The sequence below is a fragment of the Psychrobacter sp. Arc29 genome, from assembly GCF_041431175.1.
In the GTDB taxonomy this organism is placed as follows: domain Bacteria; phylum Pseudomonadota; class Gammaproteobacteria; order Pseudomonadales; family Moraxellaceae; genus Psychrobacter.
In genome coordinates this window covers 104288-126409 of sequence record NZ_JASMRR010000007.1, presented here as the reverse complement: position 1 = coordinate 126409, position 22122 = coordinate 104288, and the positions used below count along the sequence as shown (strand labels likewise).

17 protein-coding genes and 1 tRNA gene are annotated in these 22122 nt (G+C 41.8%); 12 read left to right on the top strand and 6 right to left on the bottom strand.

Annotated elements, in window-relative coordinates; translation table 11 throughout:
* Positions 1–33: 33 nt before the first annotated feature.
* Together QO189_RS10730 and QO189_RS10725 are read right to left on the bottom strand one after the other, a co-directional pair.
* Positions 34–1209: an Arm DNA-binding domain-containing protein gene (locus tag QO189_RS10730; RefSeq protein WP_371532758.1), complete on the bottom strand. Its 1176-nt coding sequence runs from the start codon at positions 1207–1209 to the stop codon at positions 34–36.
* A gap of 2 nt (positions 1210–1211) precedes the next feature.
* Entirely contained in the window at positions 1212–1427 is a 216-nt protein-coding gene (locus QO189_RS10725; RefSeq protein ID WP_021813684.1) for a hypothetical protein, read from the bottom strand.
* Between the two features lie 124 nt (positions 1428–1551).
* Here QO189_RS10725 and QO189_RS10720 point away from each other — a divergent pair, with 124 nt between their 5' ends.
* The 3 genes from QO189_RS10720 (at position 1552) to QO189_RS10710 (ending at position 7447) form a co-directional block, all read left to right on the top strand.
* Entirely contained in the window at positions 1552–1773 is a 222-nt protein-coding gene (locus QO189_RS10720) for a helix-turn-helix domain-containing protein (protein ID WP_371532713.1), read from the top strand.
* A 225-nt stretch (positions 1774–1998) separates the two neighbouring features.
* Complete coding sequence (locus tag QO189_RS10715; protein ID WP_371532712.1) at positions 1999–2277, top strand: hypothetical protein; 279 nt, start codon at positions 1999–2001, stop codon at positions 2275–2277.
* Positions 2278–2767: 490 nt separating this feature from the next.
* Positions 2768–7447 carry a hypothetical protein gene (locus tag QO189_RS10710; protein ID WP_371532711.1) on the top strand — a complete coding sequence of 1560 codons (4680 nt, stop codon included), beginning with the start codon at positions 2768–2770 and terminating at the stop codon, positions 7445–7447.
* A 298-nt stretch (positions 7448–7745) separates the two neighbouring features.
* On the opposite strand, the gene QO189_RS10705 is transcribed toward QO189_RS10710, so the two are convergent.
* Positions 7746–7822: transfer RNA gene (locus QO189_RS10705), tRNA-Arg, on the bottom strand.
* A 367-nt stretch (positions 7823–8189) separates the two neighbouring features.
* Here QO189_RS10705 and QO189_RS10700 point away from each other — a divergent pair.
* The 6 genes from QO189_RS10700 (at position 8190) to QO189_RS10675 (ending at position 14316) form a co-directional block, all read left to right on the top strand.
* Positions 8190–8831, top strand: coding sequence for a cytochrome c5 family protein (locus QO189_RS10700; RefSeq protein ID WP_371532710.1), 642 nt, complete (start codon positions 8190–8192; stop codon positions 8829–8831).
* Between the two features lie 299 nt (positions 8832–9130).
* Positions 9131–10093, top strand: a complete 963-nt coding sequence (locus QO189_RS10695; RefSeq protein WP_371532709.1) for an ABC transporter ATP-binding protein — start codon at positions 9131–9133, stop codon at positions 10091–10093.
* A gap of 29 nt (positions 10094–10122) precedes the next feature.
* Positions 10123–10896, top strand: a complete 774-nt coding sequence (locus tag QO189_RS10690) for an ABC transporter permease (RefSeq protein WP_057762348.1) — start codon at positions 10123–10125, stop codon at positions 10894–10896.
* Positions 10897–11191: 295 nt separating this feature from the next.
* A complete protein-coding gene (locus QO189_RS10685) occupies positions 11192–12229 on the top strand; it encodes a FecCD family ABC transporter permease (RefSeq protein WP_371532708.1) in 1038 nt (345 codons plus the stop codon).
* A complete protein-coding gene (locus QO189_RS10680) occupies positions 12226–13494 on the top strand; it encodes an ABC transporter substrate-binding protein (RefSeq protein WP_371532707.1) in 1269 nt (422 codons plus the stop codon). The genes QO189_RS10685 and QO189_RS10680 overlap by 4 nt, the downstream gene beginning before the upstream one ends.
* Before the next feature lie 45 nt (positions 13495–13539).
* Positions 13540–14316 carry an ABC transporter ATP-binding protein gene (locus QO189_RS10675; protein ID WP_371532706.1) on the top strand — a complete coding sequence of 259 codons (777 nt, stop codon included), beginning with the start codon at positions 13540–13542 and terminating at the stop codon, positions 14314–14316.
* Between the two features lie 11 nt (positions 14317–14327).
* On the opposite strand, the gene QO189_RS10670 is transcribed toward QO189_RS10675, so the two are convergent.
* Entirely contained in the window at positions 14328–15203 is an 876-nt protein-coding gene (locus tag QO189_RS10670; protein ID WP_371532705.1) for a DMT family transporter, read from the bottom strand.
* 280 nt (positions 15204–15483) lie between these two features.
* Between QO189_RS10670 and queF the strand changes: the two genes are divergently transcribed.
* Positions 15484–16353 (top strand): NADPH-dependent 7-cyano-7-deazaguanine reductase QueF, encoded by an 870-nt coding sequence (queF, locus tag QO189_RS10665; protein ID WP_371532704.1) that lies wholly within the window; start codon positions 15484–15486, stop codon positions 16351–16353.
* Positions 16354–16471: 118 nt separating this feature from the next.
* Here the strand turns inward: queF and QO189_RS10660 are convergent, their stop codons facing one another.
* The gene (locus QO189_RS10660) at positions 16472–18190 is read right to left on the bottom strand and encodes a proline--tRNA ligase (RefSeq protein ID WP_371532703.1); all 1719 of its coding nucleotides are present in this window, start codon (positions 18188–18190) and stop codon (positions 16472–16474) included.
* Positions 18191–18768: 578 nt separating this feature from the next.
* Between QO189_RS10660 and QO189_RS10655 the strand changes: the two genes are divergently transcribed.
* The gene (locus tag QO189_RS10655) at positions 18769–19512 is read left to right on the top strand and encodes a DUF4230 domain-containing protein (protein WP_371532702.1); all 744 of its coding nucleotides are present in this window, start codon (positions 18769–18771) and stop codon (positions 19510–19512) included.
* A gap of 1 nt (position 19513) precedes the next feature.
* On the opposite strand, the gene QO189_RS10650 is transcribed toward QO189_RS10655, so the two are convergent.
* Complete coding sequence (locus QO189_RS10650) at positions 19514–21133, bottom strand: deoxyribodipyrimidine photo-lyase (RefSeq protein ID WP_371532701.1); 1620 nt, start codon at positions 21131–21133, stop codon at positions 19514–19516.
* Positions 21134–21334: 201 nt separating this feature from the next.
* On the opposite strand from QO189_RS10650, the gene QO189_RS10645 reads away from it, so the two are divergent.
* Positions 21335–22006: a phosphoribosylanthranilate isomerase gene (locus tag QO189_RS10645; RefSeq protein ID WP_371532700.1), complete on the top strand. Its 672-nt coding sequence runs from the start codon at positions 21335–21337 to the stop codon at positions 22004–22006.
* Positions 22007–22122 lie beyond the last annotated feature (116 nt).

Genomic DNA, 22122 nt, shown 5'->3' with positions numbered 1-22122 from the left:
ATTTGGATGTCTTTTTGTTAAACATAGGTATTTTCATGGATTTTGTATTATACCTCGCTCTATCAGTAGCTTATCTAAAGCACTCCCATCCTGACGAGTTAGATTGGGCACATAACGTGAATACACTGTGAATAACATTGTAGTGCTGCTATGACCCATTTGCGCAGCAATCCACTCAGGAGACTCGCCTGCAGCAAGCCAAAGAGTGGCAGCCGTATGTCTACTTTGATAGGGATTACGTATATCAAGCTCTAGATATCGCAATAACGGATACCAAACTCTCTTTGTCACATTGCGATGACTCAAAGGAGTACCTGCTTTTGTACTAAAAACAAACTCACTTCGATGTTTAGTCAAGCTCTGCTGCTCAATCAATGCATCGTAAACCAGTTGATTCATGTGGATAATACGATTAGAGCTGGAAGTTTTAGTGTCACCTATAACACCTCCAACAATTGCTTGATCAATAACGATTTGTCTACGTTCAAAGTCAATATTTTTCCACGGTAAACCGTCAATTTCACCTGTCCGCATGCCTGTAAAAAACCGTACTGTGAAATATGGCTTATAGTCTACTCTGACGTTGTCAATGATGAGCATGACTTCCTCTAAGGTAAAAGGACTAACATTACTTTTAGGTACACTTAGTGGCTTTATATTCTTCCAAGGGTTCTCAAAATCAAAACGCTCAGATGCTTCGGTAATCACCATACGTAATGGCGTCATAATGTGGTTGATTCGAGATGCTGATAAAAGTCGTCCACTATTTCCTTCCTTGACTAGATTACCCCGAAAAGCCATTATTTTAGCTTTGTTAATGGTATTTAGTGGCACATTGCCAAAATAGGGAAATAGATAAATCTTAAGTATGTTTTCTACATTAGTTATCTGAGAGCACCGCCATTCCGGTTTTTTTTCCTCTAACCAAACTCTGCTAAAGCAATCAAATCCTGAGCTTGAGTCCTTATGGCTATTCGTTGATCTCATGAGCTCTAAGCTTTGAAACTGCTCAAGCTTTTTACTCTGCGGAAAATAGTTTTCATATCGAAAACTACCTAGTTGAATCTCTGCTTGCATTTTACTAACGAAATTTTCTAGACGCTTTCGATTAGGCTTAGTGTCTGCCAGTAAGGTTTGCTCTCTACAACGTTGGCCTATGTATCGGAAATCTACATATAGGTTGCCATTACGGCTATTGATACTCGCTATGATTACGCTCCCGCTGCAAATGGAATGTTATCGTCGTAGCCTGTCAGCATTAACTCTTCAATCTTTTGCCATATGAAAAGAATTTTTCTACCTCCAAATGGTTTGATGTAATGAACGCCCTCAATGAATACCGCATCCTTAAGTTGATTGCGTATTGTCTTGCTGTCATATTTAATACGTTGTGACAGCTCTTCGGTTGTTAAATAGGTATAACTCATAGTAAAATCCTTACTAAAGATTAAAGTGTTATTATCTAATAGCTTTATGACCTGCTATAGAACATAATTTACACTAAAAATCATCTTTTGCAAGACATTTTTATCTACAGTAGGTTATTTTATTATGGAGGAGGTTGTGGTGAAATGTAATTTATCTAGAATTATGGGCGAAAAAAGACTTAAGATTGCCGATGTGTCTAGAGATACAGATGTCAACAGAGGCACAATCACACGTATGTATAACGAAGAAGCGACCAGAGTGGATCTAGAGGTAGTAGAAAAGCTATGCTTATATTTGGATATTGAAGTGGGCGACCTTTATGAGCTAGTTAAGGAAGAAGAATAAACTTTCCTCCTTTTAAAATTCAAGATAGTGCTGCGCTTATCAGTTATTACACCAAATAATACGCAGCAATATAGTTTCTCAAATGAGTTAAATGTTCTATTAAGTAATAAAAAGTTCTATAGAAGGTTATTTTGAGTTGCATCAGCTCAAAATATATGTATAATTCAATCTGTAGGGAGTCATTACGACTAACAGAAAGAAATATTAATCTACAGGAGATTATACATGAACACCTTTATTAAATCGCCGCATGCTTCAATCTGGTTAAGCGCCGAAGCGATATCGCTATCTACCAAGCTTATGGTAAATCTGCAAATACAACAGGGCTCGCAGTTAGCAAGAATGCTAGGGGTTAACCCCCTTTTCTACAATGATGAAGCGGTTAGGATATGGGTCCAACGTGAGCTCAATGAGGGGTTAGTGCTAAATCATTATGCATTAACGAATCTTGAAACCAAATTTTTGGCCATTATGAATCATTACGAGATTCCTTATTCGTTGTGATTACTATCAACTATTTGGTTTGGAGATAACCATGAGCTTAAAACTTATTTTTAGCGCCAATGCAGATCAGTCCGACATACAACTATGTGAAGACTATTGGGCATACGGGCATGATGGATGGTATGTAGAGCATATAGAAATGCTCTGTAGACAGTATAGTGTTGATTATCATGTTTTGTTTGGTGTATTAGCAGAGTGTCAGGCTTACTTAGATGATGTGCACTGTGAGTACTGTGGACGGCCGTATCAACTTGATGTACCAGCGGATATACCTTATATCAGAAAACGATCATCTTGGTTCTGCGAATCATGTATTAGCTTTGCTGGTGGTCAGCTTACAATGGGCAGGTAACAATTTGAAATGTACTTGATAACCAGATTGCTAATGCTCTCTGGTTTTTTTGATTAAGGATTTCTATATTTATCTTCTCTAAACATTCTTTCATGCTACTATTTTCAGTATACTGATATTAGTGAAGGTAGTTCAGCTATGGCATTAGAAGGTGGTGGGTTTGCAGATAAATTCGGTAATAGCTACGAAGAGTTTTGGGTTGCTGAGCAATTATTAAGACTAGTTGAGGAAGAGATAACCTCCGTAACTGTAGAGCCATTAGGTGAAGATGAAACAGGCGTAGATTTGATTGTTGAAAAATCAAACGGATCTAGAGAGTTTCATCAATGTAAATCTAGTCACAATAATTCGGATGTATGGACCTTATCATCACTAGAGATTTCGGGTGTATTGATAAAAGCCTTTAATCAAATACAGAGAACAGATTGTACCTTTAAAGTCGTATCTCCATTATCATTCACTCAGCTATCCCAACTAAGTTTGAGCGCTAAAAATACAACATCTAATCCTCAAGATTTTATTGAACATCAGGTTGACCAGAGCGGTAAACGTCGAAAGTTATTTGAAGATTTGTGTCATAAGTTAGGTTTAAACATTAATGTAGAGATTGATATTGCAAAAGCTATTCAGTTTTTGAAAAATTTTGAGGTTATTGCTTTTCCTGCTAACTCTGAATCTCAACGTAATATTATTGGAAAAATCGATAAGAATTTTAGTAGTAACTCTAATAACATAGTTGACTACTTAAAAAATTATCCCACTGATAACAATTTACGCTCATCAATTACATCGTTTCAGCTCCTCGAAAGTATGAAAGGCCAAGGTTTTAACCAAAGAATTTATGAAAACGACACAAGATTATTCCCTATTATAGAGCGTGTTAATCAGGCTTTTCGAGATTCAATTACACCCTTTTTAATTGAAGGTAGTTTAATTGAGCGTTCTGAAATGGCAAATTGTATTGACTCAATAGATAACTATCCAATTACCTTGATTAAAGCAGAAGCGGGTATGGGTAAAAGTGCTTTTCTATTGCAGTTGTGCGATGAGATGCAAAAGAAGGGTCATATATGTCTACCAATACGATTAGATCGAAACCGTCCTAAAAAAAATGCAGATGCTTTTGGAGATGATTTAGGTTTTAGCCATTCACCTGTATTTAGCTTAAATAAGTTTGCAGGCGCTAAAAAAGCTATTATTATTTTGGATCAATTAGACGCCATACGTTGGACAGCTAGTCACTCAAGCAGTGCTTTACAAGTCTGTCAACAAATTGCGTATCAAGTGATTCAACTAAGGAAAGATAACTATGATATTAGTCTAGTTTTAGCTTGTAGAGACTTTGATTTAAACGAAGATATTCAATTACAAAGTTGGATTTCAAGTCTAAATAATAAAGTAGCGCATATAACAATAAAAGAGCTATCTGTTGTAGAAGTTAAAAAATTACTTTCACCATACGAAAATTATGACTCGTTATCACCTGTCAAGCAGACTATTTTGAAAATTCCAATATGGTTAAGTTTTTACATACAGCTTATAAAGAATGATCAGGGCAGCCTCAATTTTAACAGCAAAAGCGACCTTATAAGTTTGTATTGGGTTGATAGATTGAAGCAACTAAACAATGCTATAAATGATTTAAGTTCGGCTAACACCATTATTGATGACTTTATAGAAAAAGCAAGCCGAGAGATGCAGTTTTCTATATCAATTAACGCTTTATGCAGTCACAATCCCAATGTTCTTGAGGCAATAATATCTGTCGGTATTTTTAATAAGACAGGTAATCAGGTTAGCTTTCAGCATCAAGCACTATTCGATTACCACTTGGGAAAACGCCTTTTTGATATTGCTCGACAGTCAAGCGACGACTTTCTTAAAGAAATTGGCTCTAAGTCTGAACAAACACTAATACGAAGAGAGCATATCAAATATGCCTTAAAACTATTATCACAATCCAGACAATCAGTGTTTTGCGAAAATATTTCAGCATTGTTTGATAGCTCCGAAATTCGTTTCCATGTCAAGTACTTAGCTATAAATATGGTTGGCGAGATCAAAGTTATTAAAACGCCTATGCGTAATTTGATTACAAGTCTTATAAATAATGAAGAGTTAAGTCAGCCTTTTATTGACCATGCTTGTTTTGGACATTCACAACTAGTTACGGTGCTTTCAGAAAAAAATATAATTTCCAGATGGCTGAATGGATCTGACTCGGAAATTGGTTCGGCTATTCGATTGTTAAGCTCTATAGCTGACAAAGCACCTGATATTGTTTTAAAAGAAATTGAGCCATTTATCGGTATATCTGAGGAGTGGAATAATAGATGCTATTCTGCTTTGAGCTGGAACATTCAAAATGATTCAGAAAAGATGTTTGAAGTACGCAAAAAGCTTTTACAACTAGGTTGTGCAGTCAATTACATTGATTGGAATGAGTTAGCAAAAAGCTATCCGAGAAAGGCGATTGATTTAATACAGTTAATTTTAGAAGGTTATAAAGAAGAATTAACAGACTCGAGTCTGGATATAAAGGAGTCTGAAGAGTCGGTTAAGCATCTACACCGAAAGGTATGGAGAGAAGGTCAAATCGAAGACTTAGAAAGTATCTCAGAAGCTCTGCCTTACGATGTTCTTAAAGAGTTAATGCTTCAGGTCTTCGAAATAATTAATAGCTCAATTAATGAAAGCTCTTATACAAGAATATGGCTCTACAGCGCAAGACATTCATTTAATGAACATAGAGATTCTTTAGTAAGAGGTGTATTAGGTATTTTTTTCGAAGCAGGTAAACAGTATACAGATAAACCAGATGAGCTATTCAATTTACTGACGTTATATTTAACGAATAAGCATCCAGTTGTAGAGCACATTATTGCAAATCTGTTGCTCAATCTACCCATTGGGTATTCTGATCAAATTATTAAATGGCTCCTAGATAATCCGACTACTAGGTTAGCTTGTGGGAATGATTATGAAGAGCCGAGATGGGTACTGGCTGGAAAATTGATTGATAAATTTTCACCATATTGTGAGGACGAGATTTTTAATTGCCTTGAAATTGTAATATCAGGTATCGGGCTTAGTAAAGATCTTGAGAGTATAGAGTATGCGTTGGAGATGAGAAGAAAATTTGGAAACTTTTGGACAAGTTATTGGGGAGAAGCTCAATATTTCTTACTTAATAAACTTGATGATAATCGTATCAGCAAAAAATCCATAGACTTATATAATGTTTTACAAAGAAGATTTAAAGGTTGTAGCGATACTTATTTTTATTCATATGATTCTTCATATGGTGGTGCAGTTGTTTCACCTATACCACAAGCGAATAAATTATCTGATAGAGCATGGACAAAGCTTATACTCACAAACGAAGAACGTTTCAGTACTTGGAAGATGAAACCTTTAGATAGGGGGAATATTACAGAATCCAGTATACGCGCATTTTCTAATAGTCTAAGTACAGCTGTAAAAAATGAGCCTGAGAGGTTCGCAAAACTATCATTAACACTGCCAAAAAATATCAATGAGAAGTTTATTGAGAATATTTACTATGGACTGGCAGATAACAATTCATCTAATTTAGCGGAAGATTTTAAAGAAAGCTGGCAACCTTGCCTATTAGACCTTCGTTACAAAGTTATTAGACATTTTGAAGGTTTTGATGAGAGTCAAGCACTGACAAGATTATTAACAGATACTCCAAAGATTATAGACCATCCTGATATGCTAGATAAGCTTATTGATATTGCTCTTCACTCATCCAATCCGAACAATAACAAGCTCAATGTATATGACCCTCAAGAGGGAGAAGGTGCTGAGCACACTACTGCTGAGAGTCTAATGCAAAATTCTATAAACTGTTATAGAGGGATTGCATACGGTGGTATTGCCAAAATATTTTGGGATAATGAAGAGTATGCACGGGATAATCTGAGTTTGATTGACTCTGCTATAAATGATCCTCATCCAGCTGTAAAAATAGTAGCAGTCAGATTATTGACTCCTTTCTTAAATTACGACATAAATTATGCATTGCAAAGGTTTCTAGATTTATGTAAATCTGACTTAAGAATGAGCTGTGCTTATGAATCTTATAATTTTTTTAATTCAGCTTTCATAGATAAATTTAAAGATCAGTATATAGATTTAGTTAGACTTATGCTTACTTCTGAGTACGAAGAGGTTCGTAGGCAGGCTGGCACACAAATTTTCGCCCGTTACTTCTTTAACGATTTATTTGCAAAAGAAATATTCTCTGTTTTAATGGCTGATGAGTCAGTTAAGCTAGGTGTTGCTCAAGTTTTAGTTCAACTTCTGACCACGGATGATTATGCAGAACAAGAACATAAACTAGTTGAAGTATATAGGTCCTTACTTAACGATGATTCACAGAAAGTAAGAGGAAATTTGCTATCTTGTATTCGAGAAAAGAATTTTTGGAATAAAGGTATTACTGAAGAACTAGTTGATATATATATGAACTCTCAAGTAGTGAACAAAAAGCTATACCATTTATTTTACGCTTTAGAAAACCATGTTTTATGTTTAAGTGATTTTAAAAGTATGTTATTACAGTTATTTATTGAAATAGCTACAGCCAGTCTATCTGATGAAACTAAACAAATTGTTTACAGTGAAATGGATAAATTAACCAAAATATTGCAGAGAATATATGATGAAGCGGTCGATGATGAGGATGATGTTACTCTGAGTCTATGCTTAGATGTTTGGGATAATTTATTAAAGTCAGATAGCTATGAGGTGAAGCGAGCAACTAGGTATATTGAAAATGGGTTGCTAAGTTAGCGATTAACTACCTCGACAATGGAGTCGATAACCATCACCGACCTTCAACAACCTTGGTCACAAAATGGTCACCGTTTGGTCACCGAGCAGGTGGTCACCAATTTTTAAAGGGTAGAGTGCATGCCCACAAACTTATCGCGATTATGTTATTAAAGAGTAGACTGCTTCTTAAGGGTTGATGAAGACACAATAGCTAGGCTTTATAGATAAAGGTTTTAAAGGAAATTATAGACACAAAAAAACCTCAAACAATATAATGTTTGAGGCGAAACTTGAATAAAACTTAAGCTATAAATAATGGTGCGCTCGGCGGGAATCGAACCCACGACCCTCGGCTTCGGAGACCGATACTCTATCCAACTGAGCTACGAGCGCATATGATAACGATATGTCTGACTGTCACGCTTAGATGCGCATGATAACCAGCATAAGATGCCTAGAAATAAAGACCGCTTAGTCTAACAAATAAAACGCATAAAGCCAATAAATGACAGTCGTGATTGAGGTTTTTTAAGAAAAAACAGCCAAGTCATTAAACAAGCATGGCAATTTACCTGCCTTTTCCCTTATAATGTTGGGGAGAATTCATATTTATAATCACCGATTGCAAGTGCGCTGGCACGCGGGATGGCTGTCTGCTATTGAGGACTTAGAGGTCGTCAAAGGAGGACAGACAGAATGTCCGAGCTGTGCTAGTCCTTGTATACGTAATAAGAGAACGTGACGAATGAGAAAAGTAGTTATGTTATCGGCAGCTGCCATTCTAGGAATCGCTAGTATCGCGGTGAGCCAAGCTGAAGATATTGTCGACACGCCTGTAACTGTGACTGACGTCGCAGAAGGCCAAGAAGTCGTAGAAGAGGCGCCGCAAACGCTAGGTGGTGAGCCCCAAGCTGCTGCAGACACAACAGATGGCGCTGCACCTGCTGATGGTGCCGCTCCAGCAGAAGGCGAAGAGACCGCCGCTGCAGCACCTGCCGCTGAAGAAGAGCCGATTCCACAAGATACGCCACAAGTACAAAAGCTGATTGCTTTGTATCCTAATCTGATTGCCCGTATTCAACCTGTTGCAACGGTATGCTTCGAAGACGATGAAGTTTGTGATGTGACGGCACGCTCATCTGGCCCATCTGCTGGCGACGGTCCTCGTGATGGTAAAGCAGTATACAATGCGGTATGCCATACTTGTCACGCCGCCGGTTTGTTAGGTTCACCTATCTTTGGTGATGCTGGCGCTTGGGGACCACGCATCGCGAAAGGTAAAGATACGCTATATACCCATGCTATCAACGGTTTCAATGCGATGCCTGCTAAAGGCGGCGCGGACATCCCTGATGAAGAAGTCCAAAACGCTGTAGACTATATGGTTGAAGAAGCAAGCTAATTTTTGCTAACGGCTTTGCTGGCTTTTACAATAGTTATCGATAAAGCGCCTATTTCAGTAATGAGATAGGCGCTTTTTTATGATGAGTATTATTAATACGGTACTTCAAATATAAAGCAGTTGAAATTTGCGATTAGTAGCCTCATTTTATGAGATTACACCGTGTCTTCTAGATAGTAGAGCGTGTTGAACATTTTTACATGGCCTCGGTCAGTATGATAATGACAGTCGAATGTTCAACACGGCCTATTATTCTAAAATCGTGTTTTATACAAATTGATAAAAAATAAGAGGTCTTCATGTCTGATGTACCAGCACTTTCTATCCAAGGCTTATCCAAAACCTATGACAATGGGTTTTCGGCATTAAAAGGGGTTGACTTAACCGTACCACAAGGGGGATTCTTTGCATTACTTGGGCCAAATGGTGCAGGTAAGTCCACCATGATTGGCATTATCAGTTCACTATTTAAGCCAACCACGGGTAGTGTCCATATTTTTGGGACAGATCTATTAGAGAACCCTTCGATTGCCAAACAGTACCTTGGAGTAGTACCACAAGAATTTAACTTCAACATGTTTGAAAAAGTCGAAGATATCTTGATTACCCAAGCAGGTTACTTTGGTATTCCAGCAAAAGAAGCCAGACCAAGGGCAAAAAGACTGCTAACAGCACTGGGGCTTTGGGACAAGCGTGACAGCAAATCACGCGAATTGTCTGGCGGTATGAAACGCCGTCTGATGATTGCGCGAGCGTTGATTCATAAGCCAAAATTATTGATTCTCGATGAGCCAACGGCTGGTGTCGATATTGAGCTGCGCCGCTCGATGTGGGAGTTTATGCAGCAGATCAATATCGAAGAAAACACCACGATTATTTTGACCACCCATTATCTGGAAGAAGCCGAGCAGTTGTGTAAACGCATTGCGATCTTGGACCACGGTGAGATTCGTATCAATACAGAAATGAAAGATTTATTGGCGCAGTTATCTGTAGAGACGTTTGTCTTTGATTTAGAGACGCCGCTCACCGAGCAATTGGCCTTGACCGGAGTGACAGATATCTCACAGCCAGATGAGCAGACGCTAGAAGTCACCCTGACAGAAGGCGAGTCATTAAATGGTGTCTTTGATCAGTTGTCTGATAAAGGCATTAAAGTCGGCAGTATGCGTAATAAAGCCAACCGTCTAGAAGAGTTGTTTATGCGCTTGGTTGACAAAAATATTGAAAGTGCAAACAGCATGAAGGAGGCGGGATTATGAGCCAGGAACTAATCGATCATAATAAAACGATGTCACTGAGCAAAAAGTGGATTGCTTTTCGTACGATATGGTTCAAAGAAGTGCGCCGTATTCTGCGTATTTGGCCGCAGACGCTATTGCCGCCAGTCATCACGATGAGTTTGTATTTTGTCATCTTCGGTAAAATGATAGGCTCGCGCGTGGGTGAGATGGGCGGCGTGCCCTACATGCAGTTCATCGTACCAGGTTTGATTATGATGTCGATCATTACCAACAGTTACTCGAACGTGGTTTCGAGCTTTTTCAGTGCCAAATTCACGTCCAGTATCGAGGAGCTGCTCGTTTCACCCGTCTCCAAACATGCGATTTTGATGGGTTATATCAGTGGTGGTATCTTCCGTGGACTGGCCATCGGTGTCATTGTTTCGATTGTCGCGCTTTTCTTTACCGACCTTGGTATCGAGCATTTATTTGTCACTGTATTTACGGTACTTGGTACGTCTATTCTGTTCTCACTAGGCGGTTTTATCAATGCGGTGTTTGCGCGCTCATTTGATGATATCTCTATCATTCCAAGCTTTGTATTGACCCCGCTCACCTATCTTGGCGGTGTGTTTTATTCGATGGAAAACTTATCGCCATTTTGGCAAAATATTTCGCTATTAAACCCTATTGTATATATGGTCAACTCATTCCGTTACGGTATTCTTGGCTATTCTGATGTCAACGTTTGGTATTCGATGGCGGCTATTTTTGTGTTCTGTGCGATATTTTATACCATCGCTTATCGCTTGCTCAGTAATGGTTCGCGCGTGCGTTTATAGTTTGAACTGCTGGTTATGAGTAGTTTGACGCCTTGTCTTTTTTCTTATTCAATTTGGTCGCATTATTTTTCGGATAGGTGTGTAGGTCTTGGTAATTTCTTTTGTGATAAAAGGAAGCACCAGTCTTATCATACCTATCCGTTTTTTTTGAATAAAATGACACTTGTTACGTAAATGCAGGGGTTGATCAGCAGAAAGATAAGCTATTAATTGCGAATAGTCCTCATTAGCATTATACTTCTCATTTTTTAAGATAAAAGGTAGCTTCTGGTTACCTTGGTAATTGAGACACTAAATGACCCAATCAGTCAGCGAACAAATCATTCGACAGCAACGTCGCATAGAATCGAAACGCCGATTGGTGTTGTTGGCACTTACGGTAGCGTGTGTCGTGGGTCTGGTACTGGATGTGATGACAGGGCCTTCTATGCTACCGATGGGAGAAGTGATTAGCTCGCTATTGCAGCTAAGCGGTGTGGATGATACCTCACATACCATCGTTTATGATTTGCGCCTGCCTATTGCGTTTATGGCTTTGCTAGTAGGGGCGTCGCTCGGTGCCGGTGGTGCTGAGATGCAGACACTGCTCAATAATCCGATGGCAAGTCCTTATACGTTAGGTCTTGCGGCAGCAGCAGGATTTGGCGCTTCTCTAGTCATTGCGTTTGGTAGTTTTGGTTTGCCACTACAATATGCTGTGCCTATTGGGGCGTTTTCGATGACGATGATTGCCTCTGCAGTGCTGTTTTTGTTTGCGTCATTGCGACAGTTCGCGGCTGCTACACTGATATTAGTGGGTATCGCCCTGTTATTTATTTTTCAATCACTATTGTCATTGGTGCAATTTACCGCATCAGCTGAGGTTTCCCAGCAAATTTTATTTTGGCTATTCGGTAGTTTAACCAAATCTACTTGGTCCAATGTGTCGGTGGTCGCTGTCGTAAGTGGCATTTGCATTGCCTTATTGATGCGCGACAATTGGAAATTAACCGCGCTAAGATTGGGTGAACAACGGGCATCAGCACTTGGTGTCAATATCACGCGACTGCGTATTAAAACCTTAATTTTAGTAGCGATGATGACGGCAACAGCGATTAGCTTTGTCGGGGTGATTGGTTTTATCGGTTTGGTGGCACCACACGTGGCACGGTTGCTCGTTGGTGAAGACCAACGTTATTTTTTGCCTGCGACCATGCTCGCAGGCGCAGCGTTTTTATCATTCTCATCGGTGTTATCGAAAGTGATTGTCCCAGGCGCATTGTTTCCGGTTGGGATTGTCACGTCGTTTGTGGGTGTACCCTTTTTATTCTGGATTATTTGGACTAAGCGATGAAAAACTGGATTTGTGGGACAGTGGCAGTAGGTTTAATGTTAACGACGTTAACTGCCCATGCAGAAATCAAAACCATCAACGACGTGCTAGGACGCGACGTTCAAGTCGATGTACCTGCCAAGCGCGTGGTATTGGGGTTCTATTATCCTGATTATATTGCGGCGACAGGATCAGAAAAATTTGGGCAGGTAGTGGGTATTTCACGAGAGTTTTGGGAAGATTTTAATCCCGGTAGTTGGGAATTATATAGCGAAAAATTACCAAATCTAAATAGCATTGGCGATATTGGCAATATCGATAGAGGCACGTTTTCTTTCGAAAAAACCTTGGCAATGAAGCCCGATGTGGTGGTGTTAGCAAAATGGCAATATGACACCCTAAAGGCCGAAATGCCGCGCTTTGAAGCGGCAAACATTCCGGTTGTCGTGGTTGATTATAATGACCAAACGGTGAAAAACCATGTCAAAAGCACCGAGATTTTTGGACAATTGGCAGGTAGCGAGCAACGCGCTGACCAAGCGGCGCAAGAATATGCTGCCGGTATCGCAGACATCCAGAAACGCGTACAAGCCGCAGCGCTACCTAAGCCCAAAATCTATATGGAGTTTGGTGATAAAGGTCCACAAGAGCATAGCTTCACCTTTGGTAAAAATATGTGGGGCGCGATTGCAGACACGGTAGGTGGTGATAATATCAGTAGACCCTTCATCGAAGACTGGGGCGTTATTAACCCCGAGCAAGTTTTGGTCAGTAAACCTGATGTTATTATGATCTCAGGCACCGAAGTGGGCATGAAGCAGCCCAATGCGATGGCAATGGGAATCGATATCCCAACTGATGAAGCCCAGCGTCGCCTAAAAGGCTTTACCACCCGTAGTGGTTGGGAAGATCTGCCCGCAGTGAAGAACAACCGCGTATATGGCATTTATCACACGGCGTCTCGCTCGTTATCCGATTTGGCAGCCGCACAATTTATGGCAAAAGCGTTATATCCTACAGCATTTGCTGATGTCGACCCTGAAAAAACATACATGGATTTTCACGAAAAGTATTTGCCAATCAAGCCTAACGGTACGTTTTTTATCCAGCTAGGCTGTGGAGCAAGTGTTTGTGACGACAATGCTAACGTTCAAGCAAAAGATCAGGGCAACGCATCAACTGCTGCGACCCAAGCCGATCCTGCTGCCAATATGTCTGAAAACGTAACTGAAAATGTGTCGTGGTTTACTAAGCTTATGAATTGGTTTAGCAGTTTATTTGCTTAAGTAGAGACGTGCCCTATTTTTGATAATTTGATAGAAGAAGTCGCTATGCTCAAGCTTAACCGTTTAACCATCCAATATGGCTCGCACACCGTTGCTAGGGAGATTGATGCCCAGTTTGAATCGGGCAAGATTTACACCATTTTGGGAGCAAACGGGGCAGGTAAGTCGAGTTTGCTCAAGGCGATTTTTGGCGAGTTGGCTTTTTCTGGCACTATTGACTATCAGGGCAAAGCGCAGAGCAAAGCCCATCTCAATACATGGCGCAAACCCATTGCCTATATGCCGCAAGACAGTCACACTGACGCTGAGCTAACTACCCTTGAAGTGGTGTTGCTCGGACGTATGGACGCCTTGAGCCGCCATATTGGCGATGAGTTATTAACAGAAGCGGTCGAATTATTGGCAGAGTTGAATATTTCTCATTTGGCACATCGTCCGATTCACTTGTTGAGTGGCGGGCAGCGGCAGCTGGCGATGTTTGCTCAAGCCTTACTGCGCCGTCCCAAGATTTTGCTGCTCGATGAACCTGTCTCCGCACTGGACATGGCACATCAAATCAATCTATTGGATAAAGTGAGCCATTATACTCAGCAGCATCAACTGATTTGTATTATGGTGTTGCATGATTTGAGCCTAGCTGCTCAATTCTCGGATGAAGTTTTACTGTTGGCTGATGGTCACATTCATGCTCAGGGTATGCCGAGCGCTGTATTACAATCCGATATTTTACGTCAGGTGTATCACGTGGATATTGAGATTCTGACCAGTCATCAAGGCTTGCCAGTGATTCATCCGTATCGCAAGCAGCTTGCTAGCGTCTGACTCATGCCTAATTAAGAAAGCTTAACGACTTTTTTGTCAGGTAAGCTGCTGATTACTCCTGCAAAGATGACCGCTACAATACCAAAAACCTCTATCCAGCCAATGCTTTCACCGGCAAAGATGACCCCATAAGCCGCGGAAAATACAACTGTTAAGTAGGATAATGCCGCGACCGTGAATTTTTGCCCCACGTGATAAGCATGCGTCATTGCCAGTTGAGCGAGCAGGCCTGCCACGCCGATACCAATGATGTAAGGCAAACTCGCACTCGTCAAAGCGCTCCAACCAAACCATGTCGCCGCTATAGCTGAGACAACGGTCGCCACTGCCGAAAAGTAAAACACAATCCGCCACGCAGGCTCACCCATTAGGGATAGCTCTCGCACTTGTAGCAGCGCAAACGCCGTAAAAATACCGCCACTTAACGTAATCAAAGTTTCCAACAGTCTGTCGGAGGCGAAGGCAGGTTTTAACATCAAACAAATACCAGCCAATCCCAGTAGTAGCGCACCCCATGTTTTGAGCGATGGTTTGTCTTTGAGCCAAAAAATAGATAGCAAGGCAATAAAAACGACAGAGGTGTAGTTCAGCGTCACAGACGTTGCGAGCGGTAAATGGCCTAAGCCATAAAAAGCCAGCAATAATGCCGTCGTGCCTGCCAGACTACGCTGCATATGGCCCCAAAAAAACGGTGTTTTTAGGGTTTTTTTTCGCGCAAGGGTCGTGCCAAAAATAACTAAGGCAGGCAACAAGGAGCGCCAAAAGGCTAGTTCATATTCATTCATGTGCAAGTGAGTGGCGGCGTTTTTGACCAAAATACTCATCGTGGCAAATAAGAATGCCGCAATAATCATCCAGCCTGAGCCTAGAGAGACTTTTTTTAACATAGGTAGCGATAAGCAAAAAGAGGCAATTGTAACACTCCAAGCGGTATACTTTTTGATTAATTTAGAGCGTTAATGAGGGTGGTATCTGAACTAGGTAAGACAGTATTTACTGATGTGAAATCAAAAAATAAAAGGGAATGTCGGCTTATCCTCATTGGCTAAGGCGGTGACAGCCGCAAGCATACAAAAGGCGCACACAGATAGGCCAATTGCGGTAAAATAGCGACCTATCAATATTACGTACATTATTTAGCAACTTATTTAGTAGTCAGGGCCGTTTATGAGTATTCATGGTATTTTAGGAGAACAAACCACCGATTATCCGACTGAGTATAGCCCAGAAACGCTATATCCTATTGCACGTAGTATGGGACGTGATGCGATTGGTTGGCACGCTGATAAACTAACGGTCGGCGTAGATTGGTGGCAGGCATTCGAGATCTCTTGGTTAAATCTGCAAGGTATTTCGCAAGTGGCGATGGCGCGGTTTAGTATTCCTGCCAGCTCGCCCTTTATCGTAGAATCAAAATCGCTCAAGCTATATTTGAACAGTATCAACTTTACTGAGTTCGCCAGTTGGAATGACGTCCAAGCGTTGATCGCTAAAGACTTGTCAGCCTGTTTGCAAGCGGAAGTACAGGTAGAACTATTTACGCTGAATGATGCAGCAAGCCTGCTGATTGCTCAGCCAACCGGTATTTGTATTGATGAAGCATTGGCAGACAGCACGGGAAAAATCGCGTTAACTGAGCATCCGGATGCATCACTGTTGAGTAATGATGAAACAGAAGCGAGCAGTGAGATTTTGGCAAATAACAGCAACCAGCCCTATGTTTTTTATTCTAATCTGCTGCGTAGTAATTGCCCTGTAACCAATCAGCCAGATTGGGGCACACTAGCTGTGTCGATAACGACTGACAAGACTTTTAACAATGCAAATATGCTACGTTATATATTGAGTTTCCGTCAGCATAACGGCTTTCATGAGCAGTGTGTTGAGCAGATATTTGCAGATTTGAGCGAGCATTATAAGCCAAGTGAGTTGATGGTTCGTGCATGGTATACGCGTCGCGGCGGTATTGATATCAATCCTTGCCGTGTCAGCGATATGGCACTATTGCCCGCGCCGAGTCGCCTGATTCGCCAGTAGTTTATGAGTCGTACAAAAAAGCGCCTATCTCATCAAATGGGATAGGCGCTTTTTTTTGTGTATCAAATCAAACATATCTGACGTTCAATTCACTGACACTATATGCTTGGACTGCGATTTACTCACAGCCAAGTTTTGCCATTAACTCGTCACGGCTGAGCAGCTCTTTTTCACCGTCACGGCGATTGACATATTCGTACTTGTCTTCAGCGATATTGCGATCAGACACGACGATGCGGTGCGGAATACCAATCAATTCTAAATCAGCAAACTTCACTCCTGGGCGTTCGTTACGATCGTCCAGTAGGATGTTGACGCCTTTGGCTTTTAGCGTCTCATAAAGCTCAGTGGCAGTCTGCATGACCGTCTCTTCTTTTGACTTCATCGGTACGATAGCCACTTCAAAAGGCGCAAGCGAGTCTTTTACATCAGGTGTTTGTGGCCACATGATACCGTTATCATCATGGTTTTGCTCGATGGCAGCAGCGATGATGCGGCTGACGCCGATACCATAGCAGCCCATCATCAAGGTTACCGGCTTGCCAGCTTCGCCTGAGACGCTGCAGCCAAGTGCTTGTGAGTACTTATCGCCCAACTGGAAGATATGACCGACTTCGATACCGCGTTTGATTTGTAGGGTTCCCTGACCATCAGGTGAGGCGTCGCCTTCGAGCACGTTGCGGATATCAACGATGCGCGTGATGTGCGCGTCACGATCCCAATTGACTCCCGTTGTGTGCTTGTTGACTTCGTTGGCACCAGCGACAAAGTCAGAGAGAATAGCCGCTGCGCGATCGACAAACACAGGGATATCTAGATCGACACCGATATAGCCTTTGAGCAGTCCCGCGGCTTTCAGCTCTTCTTCACTCGCCATAGTCAGCGGCGTATTTACTTCTTCGATTTTTTCAGCTTTGATGTCGTTGAGCGTATGATCACCGCGCAGTACCAGCGCAACCAACTGCTCTTCGCCTTCTGGCGTATGACCTTTAACAATCAAAGTTTTCACGGTAGTGGCAAGTGGAATGTCTAAATGCTCAGCAACTGCTTCGCAGGTTGGCATATTAACGGTATCAACGTTGGTCAGTTCTTGGGTCGCAGGCTGACGCTCCCCCGTGCTGATGGCTTCAGCAAGCTCAATATTGGCTGCATAGTCAGAGATGGTGGAGAAGGCAATGTCATCTTCGCCACTGTCTGCCAAAACATGAAACTCATGTGAGGCAAAGCCGCCGATAGAGCCCGAATCCGCTTGTACTGCGCGAAAGTCAAAACCCAAACGGCTAAAGATGCGAGTATAGGCGTCGTACATATCTCGATAGGTCTCAGCTAGTGAGGCTTGATCGATATGAAACGAGTAAGCATCTTTCATGGTGAATTCGCGTGCGCGCATCACACCAAAGCGTGGACGAATCTCGTCACGGAACTTGCTTTGAATCTGAAAGAAAGTAATCGGTAGTTGCTTATAACTACGTAGCTCGCCTTTTGCCAGATTGGTGATCACTTCTTCATGCGTTGGACCCAGCACAAAGTCACGATCATGACGGTCTTTGAAGCGCAGTAGCTCAGGGCCATAGTCTTCAAAGCGTCCGCTGGTCTGCCATAGTTCAGCAGGCTGCGTCATCGGCATCAGCAATTCTTGCGCGCCGATGTTTTGCATCTCTTCACGAACGATGCGCTCAACCTTTTGCAAAATACGCAGACCCATGGGCAACCAAATATACAATCCAGAAGCGATCTTGCGGATAAGACCAGCACGCACCATCAATTGGCTTGAGGCGATGTCGGCATCACTTGGGGTTTCTTTTAGTGTGGCAAATAAAAATTGACTGGCTTTCATAAATAAAGCGTAACCTTATCAACGATAAAAAAATAAGAAATAGTAGGATGTTGAGCGTATGGCTAATCGTTTCATTGCCGCCGCAAGCTTACCTTTATCACTTAGCAATATTCTAGGGTATTTCCTAGTTACTCACATGCTGGTATAAAAAAGCACATCAGTAAGAACCACTCTTATAAGAGTAAACAAGAGAGGCAAATTTGATTTGAGGTATGAACATGCCGAAATGCAATATATTCAGGGCAAAAGCCTGATAATGCTAAAAGACTGACATTTTATACATACAATCTGACTATGTTAGGTAAAGTTCGCCTAAGACGCAATGACTTTTTGTCTTTTCAGACCGAACGTTATACAAAGGCTGAGATGAGACTCGAATAATTGAGTTGTTTATAAGCTTTTAAGCTAAAGGCAATGTAAACTTTAGAGATGGCTTAGTTTACTTATTATGTAGAAGATTGGTAGCCATTACTTGAATTTACTGCACAATAGTCATATTTATGGGTTAAGCAGTTGTTTTAATTGCATAAAACTATTGGTCATCTGAAAAATGATGCACTCTTATAAAGGTAACTTCTATGAGTAGTCCTGATATGAATAATACCAATGGCACCCACAAGCCAGCGAAGCAGCCTATTGCCACGATGTCTTGGGTAATATTACTCATTGGCTTAGCAGCCATCGTTTTTGCTATATATAGCGCGCAAAAAATCACAGAAGAAGAACCGATAGAAACCATTAATCGAGAAGGCGTGGTCACACAAATTCAGCAACTAAACAGACTATATACCGTCGCATTCAGCGTCGATACGGTGATTACGAGTGAGCGTCCGGGGAGTTGGATGAAGTTGTGGCAAGATGAACAAAAAGCGCTGTTCATCGCTCATGGTCGCGTCGAAGCAGGGGTTGATTTGAGTGCACTGACGCCTGAGATGGTGCAGGTCATTCAGCCTACTCAGACTATGACTGATGCAGAGGATGAGCAAGCAGCGAATAATGCACCTGTCTCAGCCATGCCACAAATCAATATCACCTTACCGCCCACAGAGATATTTTCAGTATATTTAGATGATATCGAGATTTATGATTGGCAGACAGGCGCCTTTGGCATGATGCAAGTCGATCCTAAGATATTGGCGCAAGCACAAACGATGGCAAAAAAAGAAGTGTTAGAGCGTGCCTGCCGAGGAGATGTCATGAATATGGCGCTGCAAAATGCTCAAACGCAATTGCAGCAGCTGTTTGCTTTAACGGGTGCTGTCGTGACGGTCAACACGCAGGGTGCAGGTGCGTGTCAGTTGCCTGCAGCCACTAATAGCTAATTTACTCTTTTTTAAATTCGGCAATGGCGAGCTTACGTGCTGATTTATGCTCGACCATCGGCTTAGGATAATCAACATCGGCAAACTCTCCATCCTTCGCCAATGCTTTACGCATTTTGTCCTCACTATGCAAGGTACTCGCGGGGATATCTTTTAGTTCTGGTAGCCATGTTTTGATAAATATCGCTTTTTTATCATGAGTGCTGCCTTGGCTAAAGGGGTTCATAATACGGAAGTAGGGCGCTGAGTCAGTGCCTGTTGACGCACTCCATTGCCATCCGCCATTGTTGGAAGCAAAATCCCCATCGATGAGCTGCTGCATAAAGTAGCGCTCACCCAAGCGCCAATCAATCAACAAGTCTTTGGTCAGAAACATCGCTGTGACCATACGCAGTCGATTGTGCATAAATCCAGTAGCGTTCAGACAGCGCATTGCAGCATCGACCAATGGTACGCCTGTTTTGCCCGTACACCATGATTCAAAATCCTCTTCATCGTATGACCAACTCACTTTGGTGTCAGTGTCCTCTTTATACGCTTTATGGCGAATCAGGTTTGGCTTATCGACCAGTACATGACGATAAAAATCTCGCCAAGCAAGCTCGCTTATCCAGCGGTCAATATCTTCATTATCGCCATCATTACCGTGTAGCTTTTCTTGTACTTTGCTGGCTTGTAGATAGCAGAGCCGAGGGCTGATGGTGCCTATAGCGAGATAAGCGGATAGCTGACTGGTAGCATGCAGGTGCGGCACATCACGGCTGACATCATAATCATTGATTTCATCATCGACAAACTCATCTAAACGCTGGCAAGCAGCAGATTCACCTGCAGGATAGGCATCCCTTGCGGCTGTAAGTTGGGCTTTCATATCGATATGCTTTAACGAATTCTCTTTTTGTAACGTCTTTTGATAATCACCAAGCATTTCTTCACTGAGGGCTTTGATGTCGTCAACTGTATTGGCACTATTTTTCGATGACTTCAGATCGATTTTATCATCGCAGTCGGCTGCTGGTGCGTAATGCATTTGAATGGTGCTAACGTCTAGCGTATGCCGCCATTTTTTATAGAATGGCGTGAAGACTTTATACATACTATCGCCGTCATTTGTCGTGATACTCAGCGGTGGTAAGATACATTGGTCATGCCAGCGGACAAACTCGATATCGTCTTTTGCAAGCTGCTCGCTCAATTGCTCATCACGATCAATCTCATTGCCTTCGTATTCATGGTTAGCCATGACGCAGCTGATGTCGTTGTCCTTGCATAAGCTCGTCAGAGCATCTATACAGTCAGAAAAGCTTGGACAGACCTGTACCGTTAAAGTGATATTTAGTTGTGATTTCAAATCCCTTGCTAGTATAGGTAACGTACGGGCAATATGGTCGACTTGTACAAGAGAGGTGTCATGCTGTTGCCACTGCTCAGGCGTCAAAAAGAATATGGCGGATACCGATGCATTGTCTTCATTAGCCCGCTCGCACAGTGCTGCCAATGCAGTATTATCATGAATGCGCAAATCTCGACGAAACCACATCAAGTAATGCAACGGACTGTCGCTATCGCTACTGTCATTATTTTTATTATTACTACCATTGTTGTTAGTAGTCTTTGACATCAAAGTATCCCTATATTAATCAATCGCAATCATAAACAAAACTGAGCATAAAAGTATGCTAGGATAAGTTTTTGGATGCAATGGCTTTGCCGTTTGCGTAACAAATTCTCATCATATCTCACGATTTATCTTTAGTCTGACGCTATCTGATGTCGCTATAATCGATATCAGATTTATGAATATAAAATCCAAGGTCACAAAATGTACGTTAAGTTTTGCGGATTTACTCAGCTTAGTGATATACAGACTGCGGCACAGTTAGGTGCAGACGCAGTCGGTTTGGTGTTTTATCCACCAAGTCCGCGTGCGGTCACAATAGAGCAAGCACAAACTCTAAGCGCTGCCGTGCCTGCTTTCGTCAGCGTGGTAGCGTTAGTGGTCAATATGCCTAAAGATGAGCTAGTCAAATTAGTAAACGATGTACCTTTTGATATCATTCAGTTTCACGGTGATGAAACGCCTGAGCAATGCGAGCAGCTGGCAAGCACAGTCAATAAACGATGGATCAAAGCATTGCGTATTAATGCAGAGCAAGACACGCCCGATAGCGTTCGTGCTCAGATTGCACAGTTTGCTGACGCAGGTGCCAGTAGTATTTTGCTCGATGCGTATCATCAAGCGGCATATGGCGGAACAGGGCAGCGTTTTGACTGGAGTCTCATTCCCCATGACAGCGCGCTACCAATTGTATTGGCTGGTGGTCTTGATGCGCAAAATGTCGCAGAGACATCAAATCTGCCTATCTACGGCGTCGATGTCAGTGGTGGTATCGAGGTTGATAAAGGTAAAAAAGACGCTGCCAAGATGCGTGCCTTTATGAAAGCAGTCAAGCGCGACCGATGGCAAAACGCTACGGTCACTGACGCCATTTAAGTTTGTTATCGTAGGTTATTTTCTATATATAATAAGCTTATTTGATCGTTATTCCGATTTTTCTGTTCCAATCTTATTTCATTTTTCTCTTTATATTTATTCTAAAAAATACCACT